General features: G+C 68.7%; 21 protein-coding genes. 13 read left to right on the top strand and 8 right to left on the bottom strand.

The genetic code is table 11. The features are described 5' to 3' along the window. Window positions 1-41: 41 nt before the first annotated feature. The 7 genes from OV287_RS25725 (at window position 42) to OV287_RS25695 (ending at window position 8,985) form a co-directional block, all read left to right on the top strand. Window positions 42-530, top strand: coding sequence for a hypothetical protein (locus tag OV287_RS25725; RefSeq protein ID WP_267536683.1), 489 nt, complete (start codon window positions 42-44; stop codon window positions 528-530). Between the two features lie 124 nt (window positions 531-654). Next, complete coding sequence (locus tag OV287_RS25720; protein ID WP_267536682.1) at window positions 655-2,469, top strand: serine/threonine-protein kinase; 1,815 nt, start codon at window positions 655-657, stop codon at window positions 2,467-2,469. Next, on the top strand, window positions 2,466-3,428 hold the full coding sequence (locus OV287_RS25715; protein WP_267536681.1) for a hypothetical protein: 963 nt from the start codon (window positions 2,466-2,468) through the stop codon (window positions 3,426-3,428). The genes OV287_RS25720 and OV287_RS25715 overlap by 4 nt, the downstream gene beginning before the upstream one ends. A gap of 12 nt (window positions 3,429-3,440) precedes the next feature. Then, complete coding sequence (locus OV287_RS25710; RefSeq protein WP_267536680.1) at window positions 3,441-5,336, top strand: sigma 54-interacting transcriptional regulator; 1,896 nt, start codon at window positions 3,441-3,443, stop codon at window positions 5,334-5,336. 317 nt (window positions 5,337-5,653) lie between these two features. After that, window positions 5,654-6,115 carry a hypothetical protein gene (locus OV287_RS25705; protein ID WP_267536679.1) on the top strand — a complete coding sequence of 154 codons (462 nt, stop codon included), beginning with the start codon at window positions 5,654-5,656 and terminating at the stop codon, window positions 6,113-6,115. Then, complete coding sequence (locus tag OV287_RS25700) at window positions 6,112-7,719, top strand: carboxypeptidase regulatory-like domain-containing protein (protein WP_267536678.1); 1,608 nt, start codon at window positions 6,112-6,114, stop codon at window positions 7,717-7,719. The genes OV287_RS25705 and OV287_RS25700 overlap by 4 nt, the downstream gene beginning before the upstream one ends. Window positions 7,720-7,809: 90 nt before the next feature. Further along, the gene (locus OV287_RS25695) at window positions 7,810-8,985 is read left to right on the top strand and encodes an AI-2E family transporter (RefSeq protein WP_267536677.1); all 1,176 of its coding nucleotides are present in this window, start codon (window positions 7,810-7,812) and stop codon (window positions 8,983-8,985) included. Between the two features lie 6 nt (window positions 8,986-8,991). Here OV287_RS25695 and OV287_RS25690 read toward each other — a convergent pair whose 3' ends face one another. Next, entirely contained in the window at window positions 8,992-9,273 is a 282-nt protein-coding gene (locus OV287_RS25690) for a sll1863 family stress response protein (RefSeq protein ID WP_267536676.1), read from the bottom strand. A gap of 73 nt (window positions 9,274-9,346) precedes the next feature. Between OV287_RS25690 and argC the strand changes: the two genes are divergently transcribed. Genes argC through argF form a run of 5 tightly spaced genes read left to right on the top strand, consistent with a single transcriptional unit; the run spans window position 9,347 to window position 15,337 of the window. Then, window positions 9,347-10,408, top strand: coding sequence for an N-acetyl-gamma-glutamyl-phosphate reductase (argC, locus tag OV287_RS25685; protein ID WP_267536675.1), 1,062 nt, complete (start codon window positions 9,347-9,349; stop codon window positions 10,406-10,408). Next, complete coding sequence (argJ, locus tag OV287_RS25680; RefSeq protein WP_267536674.1) at window positions 10,405-12,483, top strand: bifunctional glutamate N-acetyltransferase/amino-acid acetyltransferase ArgJ; 2,079 nt, start codon at window positions 10,405-10,407, stop codon at window positions 12,481-12,483. The genes argC and argJ overlap by 4 nt, the downstream gene beginning before the upstream one ends. 24 nt (window positions 12,484-12,507) lie before the next feature. After that, a complete protein-coding gene (argR, locus tag OV287_RS25675; protein ID WP_267536673.1) occupies window positions 12,508-12,993 on the top strand; it encodes an arginine repressor in 486 nt (161 codons plus the stop codon). Beyond that, complete coding sequence (argH, locus tag OV287_RS25670) at window positions 12,990-14,435, top strand: argininosuccinate lyase (protein WP_267536672.1); 1,446 nt, start codon at window positions 12,990-12,992, stop codon at window positions 14,433-14,435. The genes argR and argH overlap by 4 nt, the downstream gene beginning before the upstream one ends. Continuing rightward, window positions 14,432-15,337 (top strand): ornithine carbamoyltransferase, encoded by a 906-nt coding sequence (gene argF / locus OV287_RS25665; protein WP_267536671.1) that lies wholly within the window; start codon window positions 14,432-14,434, stop codon window positions 15,335-15,337. The genes argH and argF overlap by 4 nt, the downstream gene beginning before the upstream one ends. A gap of 78 nt (window positions 15,338-15,415) precedes the next feature. Here argF and OV287_RS25660 read toward each other — a convergent pair whose 3' ends face one another. The 7 genes from OV287_RS25660 to dacB form a co-directional block, all read right to left on the bottom strand. Beyond that, a complete protein-coding gene (locus OV287_RS25660) occupies window positions 15,416-15,583 on the bottom strand; it encodes a hypothetical protein (RefSeq protein ID WP_267536670.1) in 168 nt (55 codons plus the stop codon). 8 nt (window positions 15,584-15,591) lie between these two features. Beyond that, window positions 15,592-17,022 carry a multicopper oxidase family protein gene (locus OV287_RS25655; protein ID WP_267536669.1) on the bottom strand — a complete coding sequence of 477 codons (1,431 nt, stop codon included), beginning with the start codon at window positions 17,020-17,022 and terminating at the stop codon, window positions 15,592-15,594. Between the two features lie 153 nt (window positions 17,023-17,175). Next, the gene (locus tag OV287_RS25650; RefSeq protein WP_267536668.1) at window positions 17,176-17,568 is read right to left on the bottom strand and encodes a hypothetical protein; all 393 of its coding nucleotides are present in this window, start codon (window positions 17,566-17,568) and stop codon (window positions 17,176-17,178) included. 165 nt (window positions 17,569-17,733) lie between these two features. Further along, the gene (locus tag OV287_RS25645; RefSeq protein WP_267536667.1) at window positions 17,734-18,453 is read right to left on the bottom strand and encodes an alpha/beta fold hydrolase; all 720 of its coding nucleotides are present in this window, start codon (window positions 18,451-18,453) and stop codon (window positions 17,734-17,736) included. Window positions 18,454-18,532: 79 nt separating this feature from the next. Then, window positions 18,533-18,670 (bottom strand): hypothetical protein, encoded by a 138-nt coding sequence (locus OV287_RS25640; RefSeq protein ID WP_267536666.1) that lies wholly within the window; start codon window positions 18,668-18,670, stop codon window positions 18,533-18,535. A 74-nt stretch (window positions 18,671-18,744) separates the two neighbouring features. Further along, window positions 18,745-19,044, bottom strand: coding sequence for a hypothetical protein (locus OV287_RS25635; protein ID WP_267536665.1), 300 nt, complete (start codon window positions 19,042-19,044; stop codon window positions 18,745-18,747). Window positions 19,045-19,107: 63 nt separating this feature from the next. Then, on the bottom strand, window positions 19,108-20,610 hold the full coding sequence (dacB, locus tag OV287_RS25630) for a D-alanyl-D-alanine carboxypeptidase/D-alanyl-D-alanine endopeptidase (RefSeq protein WP_267536664.1): 1,503 nt from the start codon (window positions 20,608-20,610) through the stop codon (window positions 19,108-19,110). 238 nt (window positions 20,611-20,848) lie between these two features. Between dacB and OV287_RS25625 the strand changes: the two genes are divergently transcribed. Beyond that, a complete protein-coding gene (locus OV287_RS25625) occupies window positions 20,849-21,253 on the top strand; it encodes a hypothetical protein (protein ID WP_267536663.1) in 405 nt (134 codons plus the stop codon). Window positions 21,254-21,255: the final 2 nt, after the last annotated feature.

Raw genomic sequence — 21,255 nt, 5'->3', positions numbered from 1 at the left:
CGGGTGACTTCCGCGCTCCGTACGGTAACCTTGCGCCCGAGATGAACCCCGAAGCCCGCGCCGAAATGGTCGCACATGCCGAACGCGCCCTGCGCCGCGGAGAGCTGAATGAGGCCCTGAGCCTCTTCGAGACGCTCTGTCGGGCCTTCCCCGAGGACGAGGCGCTCGCCCTCAAGCTCGCCAACCTGCGCGAGACGCTCCAACCCCTGGAGCTCCAGACCCTCACGGCCCTCCGGGCCAGCGCCGACCCCGATGCCCTCCCCCAGGGCCCCTCTACCCCTGTCACCGAGGGCGAACGCCTCTTCTTCCGCGGGGACTATGTGGGTGCCGCTGCCGCCTACCGCCGTGCCCTCCAGGAGCATCCGGAGAACGAGCTGTTCCGCGAGCGGCTGGAGGAGCTGTACCGGCTCGCGCGCTCACTCCCCGTGAACTCCTCCCCCACGGACCAGAAGCTGCCCCGTCAGGCCGAGCCGCTCCTGCAAGCCCTGTTGGACAGGGTCGCCGCGCGCCGCCGCATCAAGCGCGATTGACGCTTTGCACCCCACGGGGGCGGCTCCTAGAATCCAACCCCGACGCCGCTGTCATAGCCGCGCGCGCCCCCCTGACACTCGCGTCTGGATGGGCATCGGCTTGAAAGACTGAAACTCGGCACCCATGACGCACATCGGCCGCAACATCGGGCGGTACCGCATCCTCGAGGAGCTGGGCTCCGGGGGAATGAGCGTCGTGTACAAGGGGCTGGATACAGCACTGGACCGCGAGGTCGCGGTGAAGGTGCTGCACCCGCACCTGGCCAACAAGTCCGAGTCGCGCCGGCGGCTCGCCCGAGAGGCCAAGGCGGTGGCGCGGCTGCATCACCCCAACATCCTGGAGGTGTTCGACTTCTCGGCCGAGGGCGCGCAGGACGCCTTCCTCGTCACCGAGTACGTGCGCGGTCGCACGCTGAAGGAGTGCGTGGACACGCTGGGCCGGCTGGAGCTGCCCGAGCTGGCGGCGATGATCATCCATGAGATCGCCGCCGCGCTGGCCCACGCGCACGAGTCCGGCGTCATCCACCGCGATCTCAAGCCCGAGAACGTGATGGTCCGCGAGGACGGCGTCCTCAAGCTGATGGACTTCGGCATCGCCAAGCTGCTCGACATCGAGGAGCGGATGACTGTCACCGGTGCGCTGGTGGGCTCGCCGGCGCACATGGCCCCGGAGATCATCGAAGGCCAGGAGGCCGGCCCCGAGACGGACATCTTCTCGCTGGGCACCATCCTCTATGCCCTCATCGTGGGCCGGCTGCCCTTCACGGCCACCAACGCCACCGCCACCCTCAAGCGGATTCTGGACGGGGCCTATGAGGATCCGCGCCAGCGGGTGCCCACGCTCTCGGACGAGCTGGCGGACATCTGCGCCACCTGTCTCGCGAGGGATCCGGCGCGGCGCTACCCGAATGCGAGCAAGCTGCGCGATGCGCTCGGGGACTACCTGGCGGGGCTCGGCTTCGCACGCGTGGGCGAGGAGCTCACGTCCTTCTTCGTGGATCCGCCCTCGTACCAGAAGCTGATGCGCCCGCGGATCATCGCCACGCTGCTCGAGCGCGGTGAGCAGATGCTCGCCGACAAGCGCACGCCCCGGGCACTGGCCTACCTCAACCAGGTGCTGGCGCTGGATGCCACCAACGCGCGGGCACTCGGGCTGCTCAAGGGACTGGAGCGCGAGCGCCGCATGAAGCTGTGGCGCGCCCGGGGGCTGAAGCTGGGCGCGGGCCTGCTGGTGGCCTCAGTGCTCGGTGTGGGCCTCTCTCTGTTCCGGCAGCCGGACGCCGCACCGGTGGCCACGACCCCCACGCCTCGGGACACAACCCCCGCGCCCAAGGCCCCCGCCCCAGTTCCGAAGGGCCCGAGTGCGCCGCCCGCGGAGACGGCCCCCTCGTCCGAACCGCAACAGGCCACACCCACCCCGCCCCCTCCGCGGACCCCAGAGAAGCGGCCCACCCCGCCACGCGCCGAGCCCGCCCGCGTCGCGCTGGAGAGGGTGTCCATCCTCGTGCGCCCATACGGCTACATCCGCGTGGACCAGGGAGCGCGCAGCGATCAGCAGCTCGCGCGGCACGCGGTGGAGGTGACGCCCGGCCGGCACACCATCACCATCTCCTGCGACTACTGCGAGGACGCGCAGGAGACCATCGAGGTGAAGCCGGGGGAGGAGAACATCTTCGCCCTGCGCGCCCTGCTCAAGAGCTCGCGGCTGTCCTTCGTATACGAGCCCGCGGACGCCGTGGTGCGAGTGGGCGGCGAGACACGCACCGTGCGCGAGTCGCAGACGCGCCCCTTCGAGATTCGCTCGCCGAGGGGGCCGGCGAGCTTCCAGCACCGCGTGGAGTACGAAGTGAGCTACAACGGGTACCTCACTGAGAAACGCGTGGCGAACATCGAACCTGGCCAGTCCACCACCCTGCGCGGGGCGCTCGTCGCCGAATGAGCCGCTGCCTCCGCCTCCTGTTGCTACTGGGGCTGCTCGCGCCCTCCACCGTGTTCGCCGAGGAGCCGGTGGACGCGGAGGTGGTCACCCTGCGCGCCACCTATGAGCACGGCCGTTACGCCGAAGTGCTGGAGCGGGCGGGCACACGCATCGACCGGGGCCGGCTGGAAGACAAGGACCTGGCGGAGCTGCACAAGCTGGCCGGACTGAGCGCCTTCCACCTCAACCGCAATGAGGACTCCGCGCGCCATTTCCGCGCGCTGCTGCGACTGGAGCCCGACTTCAACCTGGACCCCTTCTCGGTGCCCCCGCCGGCGGTGCAGCACCTGGACGGCATCCGCGAGCAGATGTCGGCGGAGCTGGAGCTGGTGCGCCAGGAGCGGCGGCTGCGGTTGGAGCGTGAGCGAACGGCCACCGAGCGCCTCGAGCGAGAGCGCGTGGCCGCCGAGGAGCAGCGCCGGCGCATCGAGGTGCTGTCGCGGCAGGTGACGGTGCGGCAGGTGGAGTCGCGCAGCTTCCTGGTGAACTTCGTCCCCTTCGGCGCGGGCCAGTTCCAGCAGGGCCGCACCGGCCTGGGCACTCTGCTCGCGGCCTCCGAGGGCGTGCTCGCCGTCACCAGCATCATCTCCTTCTTCGCGTACGACAGCCTCGTCGAGACGCAGACGGTGACGGTGGACGACGTCCGTGGGCCGCTGAAGGTCACCGTGCGCTACATCCCCACCGCGCGCGCGAGGCAGGCCGAGGCCTGGACGGGACTCAAGTGGGGCTCTGCCGCGGGGTTCTACGCCGTGTACGCAGCGGGTGTGATCGACGCCCTCCTGCGCCACCAGGATCGCGTGGTGAACACGAACATCGAGACCCTGCCGCCCTTCGCGCCCGAGCAGGACCCGCCCCGGGCGAGCCTCCACCTCTTCCCCACCTCCGGCGGCGCGGGTGCAGGATTCACCCTCGCCTTCTAGGAACGCGTCGACATGGCCAGCCTCACCGTCCGCAGCCCCGAGGGCAAGGTCCGCACGGTCCCCCTCCACAAGCGCATCACCAGCATCGGCCGCTCGCCCGACAATGACGTGCAGCTGGAGGATCCCTCCGTCCCGGACAGCGCCCTGCACGTGCTCTTCGATGGGACGCGCTACCAGCTCGGCAGCCTGGGCGCGACGTTCCAGGTGAACGGCAAGAAGCGCGACAACCACGTGCTCGCCACCGCCGACGTCATCCGCGTGGGCTCGACCGAGCTCGTCTTCACCCGTGACGACGCCGCGCCCAAGCCTGCCCCGCCCCCGAGCCCAGCGCTCTCGGTGACGCACGAGCCCACGTCGGATCCGGACTCGCACACCCGGGACATGCCGGGCGTGGTGGGCCGCGAGCTGGTGCTGCTGCGCCGCCTCACCGCCTTCAGCGAGCGGCTGCTGGGCAGCTCCAGCCGGGACGAGCTGCTGGAGAGCGTGCTGGACGAGGCCATCGAGGTGACGCGGGCGGACAAGGGCTTCCTCATCCTGCGGGAGAATGGCGAGCTGGTGGTGAAGGTGGCGCGCAACCTGTCGCGGGAGAACCTCGAGGACGCGACGTCGCGGGTGTCCGACTCCATCATCGAGAAGGTGGTGCGCTCCCGCAAGGCGCTCATCCTGAGCGACGCGCTGGATGACCCGGAGTTCAAGAGCAGCAAGTCGGTGGTGAACCTCAAGCTGCTGTCGGTGATGTGCGTGCCGCTGGTGCGCAACGACGAGCTGTTCGGGGTGCTGTACGTGGGCAATGACAGGCTGGTGAACCGGTTCGAGCCCAAGAGCCTGGACATGCTCACCATCTTCGCGGCCCAGGCGCTGCTGCTCATCCAGAACGCGCTGCTGGTGAACGACCTGAAGCTGGACAACACGGAGCTGCGCAAGCGGCTGGACGACACCCACTATGGGGAGATCGTCGGGGCGTGCCAGGGGATGCTCGACGTGTACCGGCGCATCGACAAGATCGCCCCCACGGACATCTCGGTGCTGATCACCGGCGAGACGGGAACGGGCAAGGAGCTGATCGCCCGGGAGATTCACCGCCACTCGCCGCGGACCAAGGGTCCGTTCATCACCATCAACTGCGGGGCGATCCCGGAGAACCTGCTGGAGAGCGAGCTGTTCGGCCACGTGCGCGGCGCCTTCACGGGCGCGGTGAACACGAAGGTGGGCAAGTTCCAGGCGGCCATCGGCGGCACGCTCTTCCTCGACGAGATTGGAGAGATGCCGCTGCAGCTGCAGGTGAAGCTGCTACGGGCGCTGCAGGAGAAGGTCGTCTACAAGGTGGGAGACCACCGGGGCGAGCCGGTGGACATCCGCGTGGTGGCAGCCACCAACCGGGTGCTCGAGGAGGAGGTGCGCAAGGGCACCTTCCGCGAGGACCTGTACTACCGGCTCAACGTGGTGACGCTGAAGCTGCCGCCGCTGCGCGAGCGAGGCGAGGACCTGTTCGTGCTGGGCAAGTACTTCCTGCAGAAGTACTCCAAGGAGTTCAACTCGAAGGCGAAGGGCTTCTCGCCGTCGGCCACGGTGGCGATGAAGAAGTACGGCTGGCCGGGCAACATCCGCGAGCTGGAGAACCGCATCAAGAAGGCGGTGGTGCTGGCGGACAAGCCGCTGCTGGGGCCGGACGATCTGGATCTGAGGCCGGAGAGCCTGGAGCCGGTGCTGCCGCTGTCCGATGCGCGCGAGCGTTGGCAGAAGCAGTACATCCAGGAGGTCTACGAGCGGAACAACCGCAACAAGACCAAGACGGCGAAGGACTTGGGAGTGGACCCGCGCACCATCTTCCGCCACTTCGAGAAACTGGAGGTGGAGAAGAACGGCGGGACTCTGCCGCCTGGCGATGGCGACGAGGAGTTGCTGTAACCACACCCGCCCATGCGGCCGAGCAGCGGTGCGTCGTCGCGAGGGCATGAGGCACGGGCGCTCCCCTGCCCAGGGGGAAAGAGGGGAGGCGCCCCTTGTCCAGGAATCATCGTGACAGGGCTGTCGCGGTTCCCAGCACCTGCCGGCTGTGGCACCCTCGCCAAACCCCTGTTCTGACGATGAAATCCTCGCCCTACCGACTGGCCAGCGAATTGCTAGGACTCCCTGCCGTGAAATGCCTGGGGCTTGGAGCCGCCGTATGGGTCCTGGGGGGGTGCGTCATCCCCCAGGAGGAGAGCTATCTCAGCGAGATCCCCATGCAGCGCAACCGTCCCCCACGGATCGTGGAGAGTCAGGTGCAACCCACCGAGCGCATCATTCGCGGCTACGGCTCCGACCTGTGCAATCTGGAGTTCTCGATCATCGTCGAGGACCCCGACGTCGACAACCGGCTCCTCGCGTACTGGTACGTCGACTACGACCCCAACCAGACCCGCGGAGAAGATGAGCGGGACCCCATCGAGCCCAGCGGCAGCAAGGTCGTCCGCGACGAGCGCGCCTCCTTCCAGGTGAACTTCGGCTCCGCTGACTTCAACAGGCTCAATACCCCGGGCGACCACATCGTCGAGGTGGTCGTCACCGACACTTCCCTGGTGGGCCGCGAGCCCGCCGAGAGCAAGACCATCCCGCTCGCGGATGGAGGCACCGTCATCGATCCCGGCTATGCCGCCACCTACGTGTGGTTCGTCCGGACCGAGGCACGAGGAAACTGCCCATGAAACGACTCACCTCGCTCGCGCTGCTCACCACGGTCCTCGCCACGGGCTGCGGCTCGGCCTACGAAGCAGACCCCGTCGTCAGCTGCCGCAGTGACAGTGACTGCGACAGCGATGAGGTGTGCTTCATCGACGGCTGTGGAGACCCCGGCAAGAACATCGTGGTGGAGGTGGTCCCCAATCCCCGCGGTGGCCTGCATGCCCAGGACTTCCGGGTGGAAGACCTTCGGAGCCAGCAGAACATCGAGCTGTTCGACCCCGCCATCCTCCACGGCGAGGTGCGCGTGGAGGGGATGACCTCCAGCGGCGCGTACTCCGCCCCGATCACCCTGCGCATGACGGGCGAGAGCCTCCTCATCCCCGGCGTGGTGCGCCGCCACGAGAGTACGCTCGTGCCCTATAACGGCGGCTACTCGCTGCCCGTGGGCGTGGGGCGCTACAATGTCACCCTGCTCGCCACCGACGCAGAGCTGCCGCCCCTGTCCAGCACCCAGGAGGTGCAGCCGGGCCGCTCGGTGACGTTGAACTTCACCCTCCCCGTCTCCTCCGAGCTCGTGCGGCTCTCCGGCAAGGTGCTGCGCCAGGACGCGAGGCCGGTGGATGTGGAGCTGGAGGTGCAGGCCCTGGACGAGGAGCTGCACCCCCTCTCCCAGAGCGTCATGGTGATGCGGGAGACGGGGGAGTTCACCCTCGCGCTCCCGCCCGCGGCCGCACTGCGGTCCACAGTCGTCCTCCAGGTGGTGCCCACCTCCGCGGATGCCCTGGTACCGCAGAAGCTGTTCACCGTGAACCCGCGCCTGGGTCTGCAGGAGTCGCTGTCCATGGGGGACTATGGGGAGCCGGTGCGGTTCAGGAGCCGGGTGGTAAACCGGGAAGGGCTGCCGGTGGCGCAGGCCACGGTGTCCCTCCAAGGCAAAGTGAGCGGCGGCGGGCAGTTCCGCAGCCAGAAGGTGCTCACCGACGAGAACGGTGACTTCGAGCTCCTCACCCTGCCCAACGAGACTGGCAACGCGATGGCGCTCTCCGTCGTGCCTCCTCCGGGCTCCGAAGCGGGCCTCACCCTGAAGTACGTCCAGGTGCCGCGCACCAGCCTCTTCGTGGCGCCCGACATGAAGTGTGGAGAGCGGATGAAGGTCCGTGGCACCCTGCAGAAGCCCAGCGGCTCGCAACCAGCCGCGGGGGTGAAGGTGGTGGCCGAGCCGATTGACGAGCTCACCGACTGGCCCCGGTCCTCGGTCAGCTTCGAGGCCTCGCGCACCACGGATGCCCAGGGCCGCTTCGAGCTGGCCATGGATCCGGGCCGCTACCGCTTCGACTTCATTCCCACCGAGGACCTTCCCCGCGTCAGCCGCATCGTGACGGTGCGGCCCGAGGAGGGCTCCTCGGATGGAGCGCTGGAGCTCTCCTCCTTCACCCTCTCCAAGGGCCGCAGCGTCACTGGACGGGTCAGCTTCAACGGCACCAGTTCGACGCTCTCGGCCGCTCCCTACGCGTCCATCCGCTTCTTCCGTGTGGGGGATGTGGAGGGCAAGCCCTCCGCCCTGCTGCTCTCGCAGACGCTGACGGACCAGAGCGGCGCCTACTCCACCACCGTGCCCGCGCGCTGAACCGGTCTCCTCGCTGGGCAGCAGTCCAGGCAGGAGGACGAGGCCTCCCAGGGTGGCCCGCCCTCCTGCCCCAAGACGGAGCCGATGCCGGTGCGTGCCTACCTTGAGCACCGGATGCCCGCTCTGGACCCTACACGCCGTTCACAGATCTCCCCCCGCACCGTCTGGACGGTGGGACTCAACGCGCTCGCCCTGGGGCTGCTGGCGTACATGATCATCCAGCTGCGCGCCGTCTTCGTGCTGCTGGCGGTGGTGCTGTTCGTCGCCCTGGCAATCGATCCGCTGGTGCGATGGCTCCAACGGCAGGGCCTGAGCCGAGGCTTGGGTGTGCTGGTGACGTTCCTGGGGCTGCTCGGGCTCACGGCCCTGCTGGGAGCCACGCTGGTGCCCCTGGTGGTGCAGCAGGCGCGCAGCCTGATCCGGTCCGCGCCCGGGCTGGTGAGCGAGGTCCGAGCCTGGGAGTGGACACGGTGGCTCGAGGAGCGCTTCGACCTGGAGCGCAAGGTCCAGGACGCGCTGTTGCACCTCCCGGACGAGGTCGCCCAGTCCCTGCCGGGCGTCGTCTCCACCACGGTGAATGGCGTCCTGGTGTTCATCACCGTGGTGACGCTCAGCCTCTTCGCCCTGCTCTTCGGGAAGGATCTCTACGAGCAGGCGCTGGGGTGGGTGCGTCCCGCGCGCAGACCCGCGGTGCGCGAGCTGGTGAAGAACATGCACCGGGCGGTGAGCGGCTACCTGGCGGGCACCGCCCTCACGGTGACGCTGGGCGGCCTGGCCACGGCGCTGGGCACCTTCTTGCTGGGCGTGCCCTATTTCCTGGCACTCGGGAGCCTGTACCTGGTGCTCGGCCTCATCCCCTACATCGGCAGCTTCCTGATGGCGCTGCTGGTCTCCTTCACCACGCTGACCACGGTGGGACTCAACCGGGCGCTGATCGCACTGGGCCTCTTCCTCGTCTACCAGCAGGTGGAAGGAAACCTGATCCAACCGCTCGTCCAGCGCCACTCCATCCGGATGAATCCGCTGCTCATCTCAGTCGTCCTCCTCATGGGCGCGGCGCTGATGGGACTGATCGGCGCGGTGATCGCCCTGCCGCTGGCGGCGGCCATCCAGGAGCTCCTGCGGGAGGTGCAGGAGGAGCAACGGGAGCGGTGGCTCGCCGAGAGCGAGAACGGCGCCACCGGCCCCGAAGCCGGCACCGCGTCCCGGGAGCCCGAGCCAAGAGACCGCGGACCGCACGACACGATGGGCCCCGCTCCTCATTAGAAGAAGTTACCCGGCGGACGAGCCCGTAATCTTCCGGGAGTGCTCCTGGAAATCAGTCCAGGCCTGCTCGAAGCGGGCCTGGGCCTGGTCCCAGTCATCGTCCTCGGACTGCTTCAGTCGAGACAGCGACTGCCGGACGGTGTCCAGCGAGCGCCGGACGAGCTCGAACTCCTGCTGCGTGAGCCGCAGGTCCTCGGCGGAGGTCCGCTGGAACACGGCCTCCATCTGGCCGATCTGGGCGTCGATCTGCTCCAACCCGGCCGCGTGCTTCTGGAATGAGACTCTCATGGTGGTGCCCTCCAGGGGGAATATGCATTTGCCGCTTGCTTGTATGCACTGTAGCGAATATTCATGCACTTACATGCATAAGACGGCGATCGGCATCATTGGCGCGTCCGGGTACTCCGGCGTCGAGGCGACCCACATCCTGGCAGCCCACGAAAAGGTGGAGCTGCGGCTGGTGACCAGCGACAGGTGGCAGGGCGAGGCCGTGGGCCGCCGTCTGGGCATCATGGGAGCAACGGGGCAGCTGCGCTATGCGCCGCAGGACAAGAGCGCCGAGCTGGCCCGGGAATGCGAGGTGGTACTGCTCGCCACGCCGGCCGAGACGTCGCTGCACCTGGTGCCCGGGCTGCTCGCCGCGGGCGTGCGGGTCATTGATCTGTCGGGCTCCTTCCGCCTGAAGGATCTCGCCACCTATCCAGCCTTCTACAACTTCACCCACTCGGCGCCCGCGCTGCTGGAGCAGGCCGCCTATGGCCTGCCGGAGCTGTTCCGCGAGCGCATTCCCAGCGCGCGGCTGGTGGCCAACCCGGGCTGCTACGCCACTGCCTGCGCGCTGTCCGTGGCGCCGCTACTGCGGGCCGGGCTGCTCGACGAGGGCTCCATCATCTTCGACGCTGCCTCGGGCACCACGGGCGCGGGCCGCAAGGGCTCGGAGGACATGAGCTTCAGCGAGGTGGACGAGGACTTCCGCGCCTACCGGGTGCTGCGCCACCAGCACACGCCGGAGATCGCCCAGACGCTCGCGGGCGTGGCCGGCCGTGCCGTGCCCCTCACCTTCACCGCGCACCTGCTGCCGCTCAAGCGGGGCATCCTCGTCACCGCTTATGCACGTTTGCGTTCGGGCGCAACTGCCGCCGAGGCTCGCGCCGCCCTGGAGCAGGCCTATGCCTCCAGCCCCTTCCTGACGGTGGAGTCCTCGCCGGACGCGGTGAACCTCAAGGGCGTGGTGGGCACCAACCGCTGCACGGTGGCCGTGGCCGCCGACACCAGCGGCTATGACCCGGGTCGCGTGGTGGTGACGGCCGCCATCGACAACCTGGTGAAGGGGGCGGCCGGCCAGGCCGTCCAGAACCTCAACCTCATGATGGGGTGGGAGGAGACGCTCGGCCTCTCCACCTTGCGGGGGTTCAATCCGTGAAGGTACCGCTCGGCTTTTCCTTCTCCGGCATCCACGCCGGCCTCAAGCCCCAGCGCAAGGACGTGGCGCTCGTCTACAGCGACACGCCCTGCTCCGCCGCGGGCTGCTTCACGGCCAACAAGGCGCGGGCCGCCCCGGTGCAGGACGCCGAGCCCCGCCTGCCCGCCTCGGGCATCCACGCCGTGCTCGTCAACTCGGGCAACGCCAACGCCCTCACCGGCCCCGCCGGACAGCAGGCCGTGCGCACCCTGCGCGAGGAGCTGGGCCGCACCCTCTCCCTGCCTCCGTCCGCCGTGCTGACCGCCTCCACGGGCGTCATCGGCCATCCGCTGCCCGTGAACAAGGTGGTGACGGTGTTCGGCGCGCTCAAGGACTCCCTGCGCTCCGAGCCTGACGCCGCCTCCGAGGCCATCATGACCACCGACACGCGCGCCAAGCAGGCGTACCGCTCGGTGCGCATTGGTGGCCGCGACGTGACGGTCTCCGCCATCTTCAAGGGCTCGGGGATGATGCACCCGTCGCTCGCGACGGTGATCGCCGTCATCACCACGGACTGCGCCATCCAGCCGGGGGTGCTCGCGGCCGCCCTGCGCGAGGCGGTGTCCGGAACCTTCAACAGCCTCACGGTGGACGGGGACATGAGCCCCAACGACACCGTCTACGCACTGGCCAACGGCCGGGCTGGCAACACGCCCATCTCGGACCCGGGGCCGGAGCTGAAGGAGTTCACCGCCACGCTCTCGGACCTGTGCCTGGAGATGGCGCGGGAGATCGCCTCGGACGGCGAAGGCGCCACCAAGCTGCTGGAGGTGGAGGTGACGGGCGCACCGGATGCCGCCATCGCCCAGGACCTGGCACGCGCCGTGGCCGGCTCCACGCTGGTGAAGGCCGCCGTCTTCGGGGCCGATCCCAACTGGGGCCGCGTGCTCGCCACCGTAGGCGCGCGCGCCGGCACCCAGGGCTACGCCGTGGACCCCTACTCGGCCCACGTCCGCATCCAGGGCATCTCCGTCTACCAGGGCGAGCCGCGGCCGTATGATCCCGTGCAGCTCAAGACGCGCATGCGCGAGCCCGAGGTCCGTATCCAGGTGGACCTCACCGGCGGCGAGGGCTCGTCCGTGGCGTGGGGGTGCGATCTCTCGTACGACTACGTGAAGATCAACGCGGACTACACCTCGCTCATCGTCCCGAGGCCCGACGGCGGCGTGGGCAAGGACGACCGGCTGGCCAACTACAGCCCCGCGTTCAAGACGACGCTGCTCGTCGAGGCGCTCTCGTACATCTCTCGCTTCCGCGGCAAGCGCTGCGTCATCCGCTACGGCGGCGCGGCCATGGTGAAGGAGTCCCTCAAGCAGTCCTTCTGCCGGGACATCGAGCTGCTGCGCTCGGCGGGCCTGCAGCCCATCATCGTGCACGGCGGCGGGCCGGAGCTCACCCGCACGCTGGACAAGCTCGGCCTGCGCCAGGAGGGCGCGCTCATCACCGATGCCTCGGGCCTCAAGGTGGTGGAGATGGTGCTGTCCGGCTCCGTCAACTCGGAGCTCGTCACCATCCTCAACAGCCTGGGAGACCGGGCGGTGGGCCTGTCCGGCAAGGACGGCGCGCTGCTGCGGGCCCGGCGGATTCCGACGGAGGACGGCCGCTCCCGGGAGCACGTGGGCGAGGTGACGCGCGTCAACCACGAGTTCCTGGAGATGCTGCTGGGCCAGGGCTACGTGCCCATCATCTCCCCAGTGGGACTGGGCGAGGACGGGCAGACGTACGACCTGGGCTCGGACGCGGTGGCCGCCGAGGTGGCCAGCGCCCTCAAGGCCCACAAGCTCATCTACCTGCACGACGCGCCGGGCATCCTCCGGGGTGAGGAGCTCTTCAACGAGCTCACGGTCTCGCAGCTCGAGGCCCACCTCGCGGCCGGTGCCTTCGCCGGCAGCATGCAGACGCGGGCGAAGATGGCCCTGAAAGCGCTGGGCGGCGGCTTCGTGGAGCGTGTGCACGTCATCGATGGGCGCGTGCCACACAGCCTCATCGCCGAGCTCTTCACCGACAAGGGCGTCGGAACGCTCGTCACCCGCTGAGGCCCGGCCGTGAGGACATTGAACGTGAGTCCGCTTCGGAACAACGGAGACAAGGCGGCGCGGCAGGAGGCCATCCGCCGCATCATCCGCACCCATGCGGTGCCTACCCAGGACGAGCTGGGACAGCTCCTGGCCCGCGAGGGCTTCGACGTCACCCAGGCCACGCTGTCGAGAGACCTGGCCCAGCTCGGCGCCATGCGCGTGTCGCTGCCCCAGGGCGGCACGGTGTACGGGCTGGAGGAGGCTCCCCCACCCTCGGGCGAGGCCCGGCTGCAGGAGCTGGGGGAGATGGTCCTCTCGGTGGAGGACAACGAGATGTTGGTGGTGGTCCGCACCCGCCCAGGCGCCGCGCCCGCGGTGGCCTCGGCCATTGATCACGCCCGACTGCCCGAGAACCTGGGGACCATCGCCGGAGATGACACCATCTTCGCCGCCCCGACCCGGGGCAAGTCGACCCGCGCACTGAACCGGAAGTTGAAGTCCCTCTTTGGAAAGGAAGAAACCCCGTGACGATTGCCAAGACGGCCGCCTCCGGCGGGCCCGGCCTCCACCCGGAGGTGCTGGCATTCACCAGCTCGCTGGCGCTCGACAAGGCGCTGCTCACCGAGGACCTGGTGGGCAGCATCGCCCACCTCACCATGCTGTCGCGCACCCGCCTCATCCCCTCGGAGGACGCGCGCGCCATCCGCGAGCAGCTCGTGGCCATCTGGAAGGGCGCTCAGGCCGGCACGCTCGTCCTGGCTGACGAGGAGGACGTGCACATGGCCGTGGAGGCGGAGATTACCCGCGTCCTCGGGGAGCGAGCGGGCCTGCTGCACACCGCACGTTCACGCAACGACCAGGTCGCGTTGGATCTGCGCCTGCACGTGCGCGAGAAGGTGGCCGAGGTGCTCGGCGTGCTGGCGAAGCTGCTGGAGGGCCTGGCCGCCCGGGCCGAAGCAGAGCGCGAGACGCTGCTCCCCTCGTACACGCATCGGCAGCGGGCGCAGCCCATCTCGCTGGCGTACCTGCTGTGCGGGTACGGGGCCATGTTCACCCGCGACGTGGACGCGCTCGGCTTCGTGCTGGAGCAGGTGTCCGCGCTGCCGCTGGGCGTGGGGGCCATTGGCGGTACGTCGCTGCCCATCGACCGTGAGGTGACGCGCGAGCTGCTGCGCTTCCCCCGCCTGACGATGAACGGGCTGGACACGGTGGGCGATCGCGACTTCGCCATGGACTTCGCGTACGCCGCCATGCGCTCGCTGCTGCACGCGAGCCGGGTGGCCACCGACTTCTATGACTTCGCCTCGCCCGAGTTCGGCTTCGTGAAGCTGGACGGGGAGATTGCGTGCGGCTCGAGCATGATGCCGCAGAAGCGCAACCCGGACGTCTTCGAGCTGATCCGCGGCAAGTCCGGTCGGGCGGTGGGCAACCTCAACACGCTGGCGGTGCTGGTGAAGGGACTGCCGGGCGGGTACAGCCGGGACCTGCAGGAGGATCGGCAGGTGCTGCTGGAGACGGGGCCGCTGCTGACGAGCGTGCTGTCGATGCTGCACCTGGCGCTCGGCAAGGTGCACTTCGACAAGGAGCGGTGCTTCGCGGCGGTGGAGTCGGACTACATGCAGGCCACGGACGTGGCCGAGGCGCTGGCGATGAAGGGGATTCCCTTCCGTACGGCGTACAAGGCAACGGGGGCGCTGGTGCGGGCGTGCCAGGAGCGAGGCTTGCCGCTGGCCAAGGTGACGCTGGAGTTGGCCCAGTCGGTGGACCCACGCTTCGACGCCGAGGTGCTGAAGAGCGCGGATCCGCGACGCGCGGTGGAGCGCAAGGCCAACGCCGGAGGCACCGGGCCGGCGTCGGTGGAGAAGCAGATTGCGGAGCTGAAGTCCCACGCGGCCCGGGCCAGGGCGATGGCGGATGCCGTCCCCCGGCTCGCGGCCCTCTTCGATTCCTTGCAGGAGGCAGCACTGTGAAGCGCGATTTCCTGACCCTGGCCGACCGTACCGAGGCCGAATACCGCGCCCTGTTCGATCGGGCCCATGCGCTCAAGGCGAGCCGCAAGCGCAAGGAAGTGGTGACGACGCTGGCCGGGCGGCACCTGGTGCTGGTGTTCGAGAAGTCCTCGACGCGCACGCACCTGTCGTTCGAGGCGGCGATGTACCAGCTGGGCGGCACGGTCTCGACGATCACCTCGAGCAGCAGCCAGATCGCTCGTGGGGAGACGATCGAGGACACCGCGCGGGTCATCTCCGGCTACGCGGACTGCATCATGTTCCGCACCTTCGGGGATGACCGGCTGGAGGCGTTCGCGAAGGCGTCCCAGGTACCGGTGATCAACGGCCTGTCCGAGGGCGGTCACCCGGTGCAGATCCTGGCGGACCTGTTCACGGTGGAGGAGCGGCTGGGGAGCGTGAAGGGCAAGACGATTGCCTTCGTGGGCGACTGCGCGAGCAACATGGGCCGCTCGTTCGTGGAGGCCACGCGTTTCTTCGGGTTCAACCTGCGGCTGGGGTGCCCGGAGGGCTACCGTCCGTCGGCGGAGCTGCTGGCGCAGGCGGGAGCGCGCGTGCACGTGACGGCGGACGCCACCGAAGCGGTGCGTGGGGCGGACGTGGTGGTGACGGACGTGTGGACGAGCATGGGCCAGGAGGCCGAGTCGGCGAAGCGCATGAAGGAGCTGCACGACTACCAGCTCAACGAGACGCTGCTGGCGAAGGCGAACCCGAAGGCCATCGTGCTGCACTGCCTGCCGGCGCACCGGGGTGAGGAGATCACCGACGGCGTCGTAGACGGGGCGCAGTCGGCGGTGTGGGACGAGGCGGAGAACCGGATGCACGTCCAGAAGGCACTGCTGGAGCAGCTCATCCTGGGCTGAATCCCCGCCCTCAGCTGAACCCCGAGGGCAGAGGGTCACGAGCACCCTCTCCCTCAGGGACCTGAAGGGCGAGACTCCTCAAGCGTCTGTCTTGGGACCCCGGGAGTCCCCGGCATCCCGCGTCTTCTCCGACGACTTCTTCTCTTTGATCGTGCCCAGGCTCGTGCTCCACCACTCTGGGCACAACACCAGGAAGAGGCCGCCAAACACCAACATGCCCACCAGCGAGACCAGAATCAGTTCCATGGTTCCTCTCACTCCTTCTTGACGTCAATCATTGTCATCATGCCGGCCTCGGCATGTTCGAGGATGTGGCAGTGCATCATCCAACTGCCGGCGTCCGTGGGGACGAGCGCGATGTCCACCTCCTCGCGCCCGTGGATGAGGACGGTGTCACGGAAGAACAGCTCATCCACCGGTACGCCATCGCGCGCGAGCAGCCGGAAGAACATCCCGTGCAGATGGATGGGGTGCAGGCGCGCCGACTCGTTCACGTACCGCAGGCGGTAGAACTGGCCCTGCTTCAGCGTCAGGCCCGACGCATGTGGGTGCGCATGCCCGGCGAAGGCCAGGCCGTCGATGGTCCACTCGATACCAAGGGGGCCTCCCCCGCGCGCATTCAAGCGAAAGGTGTGGTGCTCCGGCACCTCGAGCCCCACCTTCCAGGCAGGCACATGCGCGCGCGCCGGCGAACCGAAGGTCGGCGTGTCCAGCGGCTCCCCTTCGATCACAATGTCCGCGAGGTGGTTGGACTGACGCGCGTGGAACCGGTCCACGATGCGCAGGGGCGCCCCCGAGAGCTGGTTGAAGGTGAGGTCGATGTCGACACGGTTGCCGGGAGCCAGCTCGAAGCCCGAGGGATCGATGGGCGCGCTCAGGTACAGCCCATCCACCGCGATGAGCTTCGCCTGCAGGCCCGAGAAGTCCGGAGTCACCACGCGCCCATTTGAGGAGTTGAGCAGGCGCAGGCGGATGCGCTCGCCCGGACGCACGCGCAACACCTCGTCAGTGCGCCCGTTCACCGTGATGACGTTGCCCCACCGCCCGTCGTGCGCGAGATCATGCCGGGTGTTGAAGCGCGGGAAGATCTGCCGCGTCTCGTCGAGCAACCAGTCGTCGATGACCCACACCACGTCGCGGCTGTAGGGCGGCGGCTCGACGTCCTCGACGATGAGCACGCCGTAGAGGCCGCGCTCCACCTGCTCGCTGCTGCGCACGTGCGGGTGGAACCAGAAGGTGCCGGCGTCCTTCGGAGTGAACTCGTAAACGAACGTCTCTCCCGGCTGCACCGGGGGCTGGGTGGCGTGGGGCACGCCGTCCATGGCGTTGGGCAGCCGCACGCCGTGCCAGTGAATGGTGGTCTCCTGCGGCAGCCGGTTGGTGAAGCGAACCCGCAACGTCTCGCCCAGGCGGATTCGCAACTGTGGCCCCGGCACCTGGCCGTTGTAGGCCCAGACGCGCAGCCGATGGCCGTCGATGAGCGGCACCTCGGTGGGCTCGGCCACGAGGTCGAAGGTGCGCACCGTGCCGAGAGGACGGGCCTCCAACGGGTAGGCGCCCTCGAACTCGCGCAACGCCCGCTGGACCTGGGGCGACTTGTTCCCGCCCGATTGGCAAGCTGAAGGAAAGATGAGGAGGAATGCGGCGGCCACGAGGGCTCGCGCGCACCCGGAAGGTGTCAACACGTGAGTCGAGCTCCAGAGCAGAAGGGAATGGCTGGCCGGAGCGCGAAAACGTGCCCGGCCCCTCAAGGCTTTCGACACGGCACACGGAGACTCGAGCCTCCTCGCGCTATGGCGAAAAGAGGACCGGAGACCCGGGGCACGCGCCGGGAGAGCTCAAATGAGGAGCGAGCGGATGCGGAGGAAGACAGGTGGCCCCTGGGCGTGGGGCGTATCCCAGAGGGCGAACGACAGGCGGCCACCACCCTCGGGAGCCTTGAAGGCGAGCCATACCGGCAGCGAGGCCGGTGGGACCGCGAGCGGGGACGCGTGGCTGGAGACGTCCACGAGGGCCGGCCCGAGGAGCTCCCGGTCCAACGCGTCGCAGCAGTCCTTCCGCAACGTCGTCCCGTCGTGCGAGGACGTCTCCGCCTTCTTCTCTTCGTGCGGGCACTTGCAGGCGGTGCCCGTCGCGGCCTGCTTAGGGCAGAAGTGCGCGAGCCCTACTCCGCTGGCCACCTGCCAACCGAGGAGAAGCGCGAGCGTGAAGATGCGAAGGGCCAGCGACACGATGGCCTGTCCTATACGCGGGTCGAGGATTGGCCGCAACCGAAGCTCATCGCGCAGTATCCGGGCGCGGCGCAATCCCTTCTCGCCACCCCGGTGAACTCGGGGCGGATCCGCTGGTCACGGCTGTTCGAGCAGCCGCTGTTCGGACGGTGAGGGCTACCCTCCTCATCCCGGACGGCGTCGGGGCACGCGACCTTCGTTCCCGTTGAGCAGAAGCTCGACGAGCTCACGCGGCCGTGCGAGCGCGACGAGGTGACCGCTGTCGAGCCGTTCCGGCTCGATGTCCAGCCGTCGAAGCGAGAGCGAGCGCAGGAACTCGAACGGAAAGAGCCGGTCGCGAAGGCCAGCGATGACGCGAGTCGGGACATCCGGCCACGCGGCGAGAGGCCAGCGATCCGCGAACGGCCTGCTCGACTGCGTCGGTCCACCGTGAGCGAGCGCGTCCTCGAGGACCTCGGGCGGCAGGTCGTGTAGGAACATCGTGACCGGGTCGAACGGTGCGTCCGGATTGCGCCCCTCGCGGATGGCCAGGTCGCGCTCCGCATCGACCTGGCCCGTCGCCGTCCACCACTCGCCCGGCGTCTCGCCCGGCGCCGGTATCATCGGCGCGACCAGCACGAGCGAAGCCACGTCGGTGCGCTCGCAGACCATCGTCGCCGGATAAGCGCCCATCGACGCCGCGACGATGACGACCTTCGAGCGCGAGCCGATCGCGTCCGCGACGATGTCCGTGTATGCACCGAGGCCCGCCGAATCATCGGAGGCCGGAAGGTCCGGAGCGATGACCTCGTGTCCAGCCGAGCGGAGCAGCGGCACCACGAGATGCCAGCCCCACGCCTCACCGCCCGCTCCGGGGACCAGGACATACGTCGATTTCGAGTGCATGTCCGTTGGACTCTAGAGGAGGCACAAGCTCATCGGAGAATCGACCGATGATTGCCTCCGTCGATGTCGAGCCGCCAACTCATCCTCTCGCGCGCGCCACCAGCGCCTCGGACTCCGCGAGGAACTTGCTGATGTGCGCGCTGTCCGCGAGCTTCGGCGAGGGCTCGATTGAGCCATGCGCCGCGACCTCGCCGCCCCCCTGCTGGGTGACAACCACCGCTGTGCCGTCATGGAAGCGGCGGGAATCGCCCCCTCCTACTCCTTCTCGTTGTCGGCGGGAGCGGAGGCATCTCAGCCCTGGGTTCCGCCGCTCATGCCTTCTTCGGAGCGCCTCGCCGCGACGAACCCCACGACGAAGGCGATCAGCCCGGCCCCAGCGCTCGCCACGGCGAATAGCCAGATGATTATGAACATCATCCCCAGCGACGTGAAGCCCACGCTGATGCAGAGCGCGAGGGGCGGCAAGGCCATCACAGACGTGACGATGAGCGCGAACAGCCCCCCTCGGGCGACCGCCCGCGAGCCCTGACCCAACAACCACAACAGCAGCGCGATCACGACAGGGACGAAGGTGGCGACGATGGCCGGCATGCTGAGACTTCTCCTGGTTCTCGCGAGAGCATACCCCAGAAGGAGCCTCGGGCTCCTGACGGCTCAGCGCAGGGGCAGCGACACCATCGCCTCGGCGAAGCGCTCGAACACCTGATTCGCGGTGAGCGTGGGCTGCTCGTCGATGTTGCCCAGCATCAGCGCGAAGACGACGCGCGGGTGCTCGGGATCATGGGGGCGCTCGGCGATACCTACGTAGGCTTTCTGCCCCGAGAGCGTCCCCGTCTTGGCGCGGATGAGCCCCCGGGCCCCGTTGGAGACGGCGGTGCTCGCCAGCGTGCCGTCCACCCCCGCGATGGGCAGGCTCTCCAACAGCGCGTTGGCATAGGACTCCTTCAGGCTGGTGTAGATGACCCCCACCAGCCCACGCGCGGTGGCCACGTTGTAGCGCGACAGCCCGCTGCCATCCGCCGCCCGCAGCAGGCGCGTGGAGATGCCCCGGCGCGTGAGCTCTTGCGCCATGGCGTCACGCAGCGCGGCGTAGCTCTCGGTGCCCGTGCGCTCGCGGGTGAAGCGCAGGCCGAGCCGCTCGGCGTAGAGGTTGAGCGACTCCTTGTTCGTCACCTTCACCAGCTCGGCCAGCGACGGGCTGACGAACTCCAGGAGCGGCTCACTCGTGGTGGCCAAGGGCACGGAGACCGTCTGCGGCGCGGCCGGCACGCGCCAGATGCCGCGCACGGCCAGGGACTCCTCCATGCACGAGGTGAACAAGGCTTGTGGCTCATCGATGGCGACACGCATCGACGCCTTGCTCGGGCACTGCTCCGCCGTCGAGCGCCACACACAGCGGATGCGTCCACTCCCCCGCTCGCGCACGCAGCCGAGCCCGGCGCGCTGGGCGTTCGACTCGAGGTACACGACGGTGGGGGGCGCCTCGAAGGCCGGGCTGTAGCGCACCTCGATGGGCCTCCGGGGCTGGGACTTGCAGTCCTGTCCCTGGGGACGCTCCAGCGACAGGTCCACCACGTTCTCGCGGAAGACGAAGAGGGAGGGAGCGGCGCTGTAGGCATAGGCCGCGTCGTCCCAGGCCCAGCCGGGGCCGAAGAGACCATAGGGCCCCTCGTCAGCGTTGTTCACCCGCACCGCCCCGAGCCATTGCCGGATGCCCCGCGCGTGGATCGCCTCGGCCAGCTGCTCGCAGGCCATGGCGGTCTCCGGGAAGCGCCACGAGCCCAGCGATGGGTCTCCCGAGGCCTCCACCACGAGATCCCCGAGGAAGAGGTTGCCCAGCTGGGTTCCCTCGAGCCGCACCGGCGTGCGGAAGCGGTAGTCCGGGCCGAACGCGGACAGGGCGGCGGAGGTGGACACCACCTTCATCGTCGACGCGGGCAGCAGGCGCACGTGCTCGTGGCGCGCATAGAGCGGTGCCCCCGTCGCCGCGTCCACCATGAAGACGCTCGCCAGCGTGCCCTCGTCCTCGACGGACTCGAAGAGCGCATTGGCCACCGTGGTCAGTGACGGTGGTGGCGGCGGACGGGTCGTCGCCTGGGGGAGACAGGCCGGAAGCACGAGGGCCAGCAGGAGCGTCGCGAGGGGGAAACGGCGCATGGCCTCAAGCTACCGTCCCCTCTCCGGGGTGTCGACGCTGGGGTGAGCCGCGGTGAGGTGCTTCCGTGCGCACGTTCACAGAGGGGGCGAGGGGGCAACCCGGACGCAGGCTGAATTCGGCTACGGAACAAGCCCTACCCGTCCAGTTCCACCAGTCCCAGGTCTCGAATCAGCGACGCTCGGAGTCGAAATCCCCTGGCCGGCGTGCTGGCGCGCAACTTGCTCTGGCGCCACTCGAATGAACACGAAACGATTCATGAAGTGGCTGGCGCCGATGCTCACCCTGGCGGTGCTCGGTGCGGGGACGGTGGCACGCGGCGGAGCCAGGTACACGTCCGCCTTCTGCGTCAGGAACGCAGACGCGTCAGGCCATTGCTATGGGAGCCTGGTCGCGTTTCGCAACCACGAGAACGGCGCCACTTCCGCGGAGTTCAGCGTGAGCTCCGATGGCGCCATGCTCTTCAAGGCCGAGTTCGCGCCCACGGCCACCGCGCCCGTCACGTCGATGTCCTGCACTCCGAACGCGAAGGTGGCGGCCTTCTGGGACAAGGCCCTCTTGCACCACGGCTACTTCAACATCTACTGGGACGCCGCCGGGACCTGCTACCACCTGTACCTCTCCAATGGCTCCCGGTACTTCTAGAC

The sequence above is a fragment of the Archangium lansingense genome (assembly GCF_026626635.1).
GTDB lineage: Bacteria > Myxococcota > Myxococcia > Myxococcales > Myxococcaceae > Archangium > Archangium lansingense.
This window is presented reverse-complemented; position numbering and strand designations above follow the sequence as displayed.

Coding starts and splice junctions, on each gene's coding strand:
- OV287_RS25725 (WP_267536683.1), top strand. CDS start 42: ATGAACCCCGAAGCCCGCGCCGAAATGGTCGCACATGCCGAACGCGCC.
- OV287_RS25720 (WP_267536682.1), top strand. CDS start 655: ATGACGCACATCGGCCGCAACATCGGGCGGTACCGCATCCTCGAGGAG.
- OV287_RS25715 (WP_267536681.1), top strand. CDS start 2,466: ATGAGCCGCTGCCTCCGCCTCCTGTTGCTACTGGGGCTGCTCGCGCCC.
- OV287_RS25710 (WP_267536680.1), top strand. CDS start 3,441: ATGGCCAGCCTCACCGTCCGCAGCCCCGAGGGCAAGGTCCGCACGGTC.
- OV287_RS25705 (WP_267536679.1), top strand. CDS start 5,654: ATGCAGCGCAACCGTCCCCCACGGATCGTGGAGAGTCAGGTGCAACCC.
- OV287_RS25700 (WP_267536678.1), top strand. CDS start 6,112: ATGAAACGACTCACCTCGCTCGCGCTGCTCACCACGGTCCTCGCCACG.
- OV287_RS25690 (WP_267536676.1), bottom strand. CDS start 9,273: ATGAGAGTCTCATTCCAGAAGCACGCGGCCGGGTTGGAGCAGATCGAC.
- argC (WP_267536675.1), top strand. CDS start 9,347: ATGCATAAGACGGCGATCGGCATCATTGGCGCGTCCGGGTACTCCGGC.
- OV287_RS25660 (WP_267536670.1), bottom strand. CDS start 15,583: ATGGAACTGATTCTGGTCTCGCTGGTGGGCATGTTGGTGTTTGGCGGC.
- OV287_RS25645 (WP_267536667.1), bottom strand. CDS start 18,453: ATGCACTCGAAATCGACGTATGTCCTGGTCCCCGGAGCGGGCGGTGAG.
- OV287_RS25635 (WP_267536665.1), bottom strand. CDS start 19,044: ATGCCGGCCATCGTCGCCACCTTCGTCCCTGTCGTGATCGCGCTGCTG.
- dacB (WP_267536664.1), bottom strand. CDS start 20,610: ATGCGCCGTTTCCCCCTCGCGACGCTCCTGCTGGCCCTCGTGCTTCCG.
- OV287_RS25625 (WP_267536663.1), top strand. CDS start 20,849: ATGAACACGAAACGATTCATGAAGTGGCTGGCGCCGATGCTCACCCTG.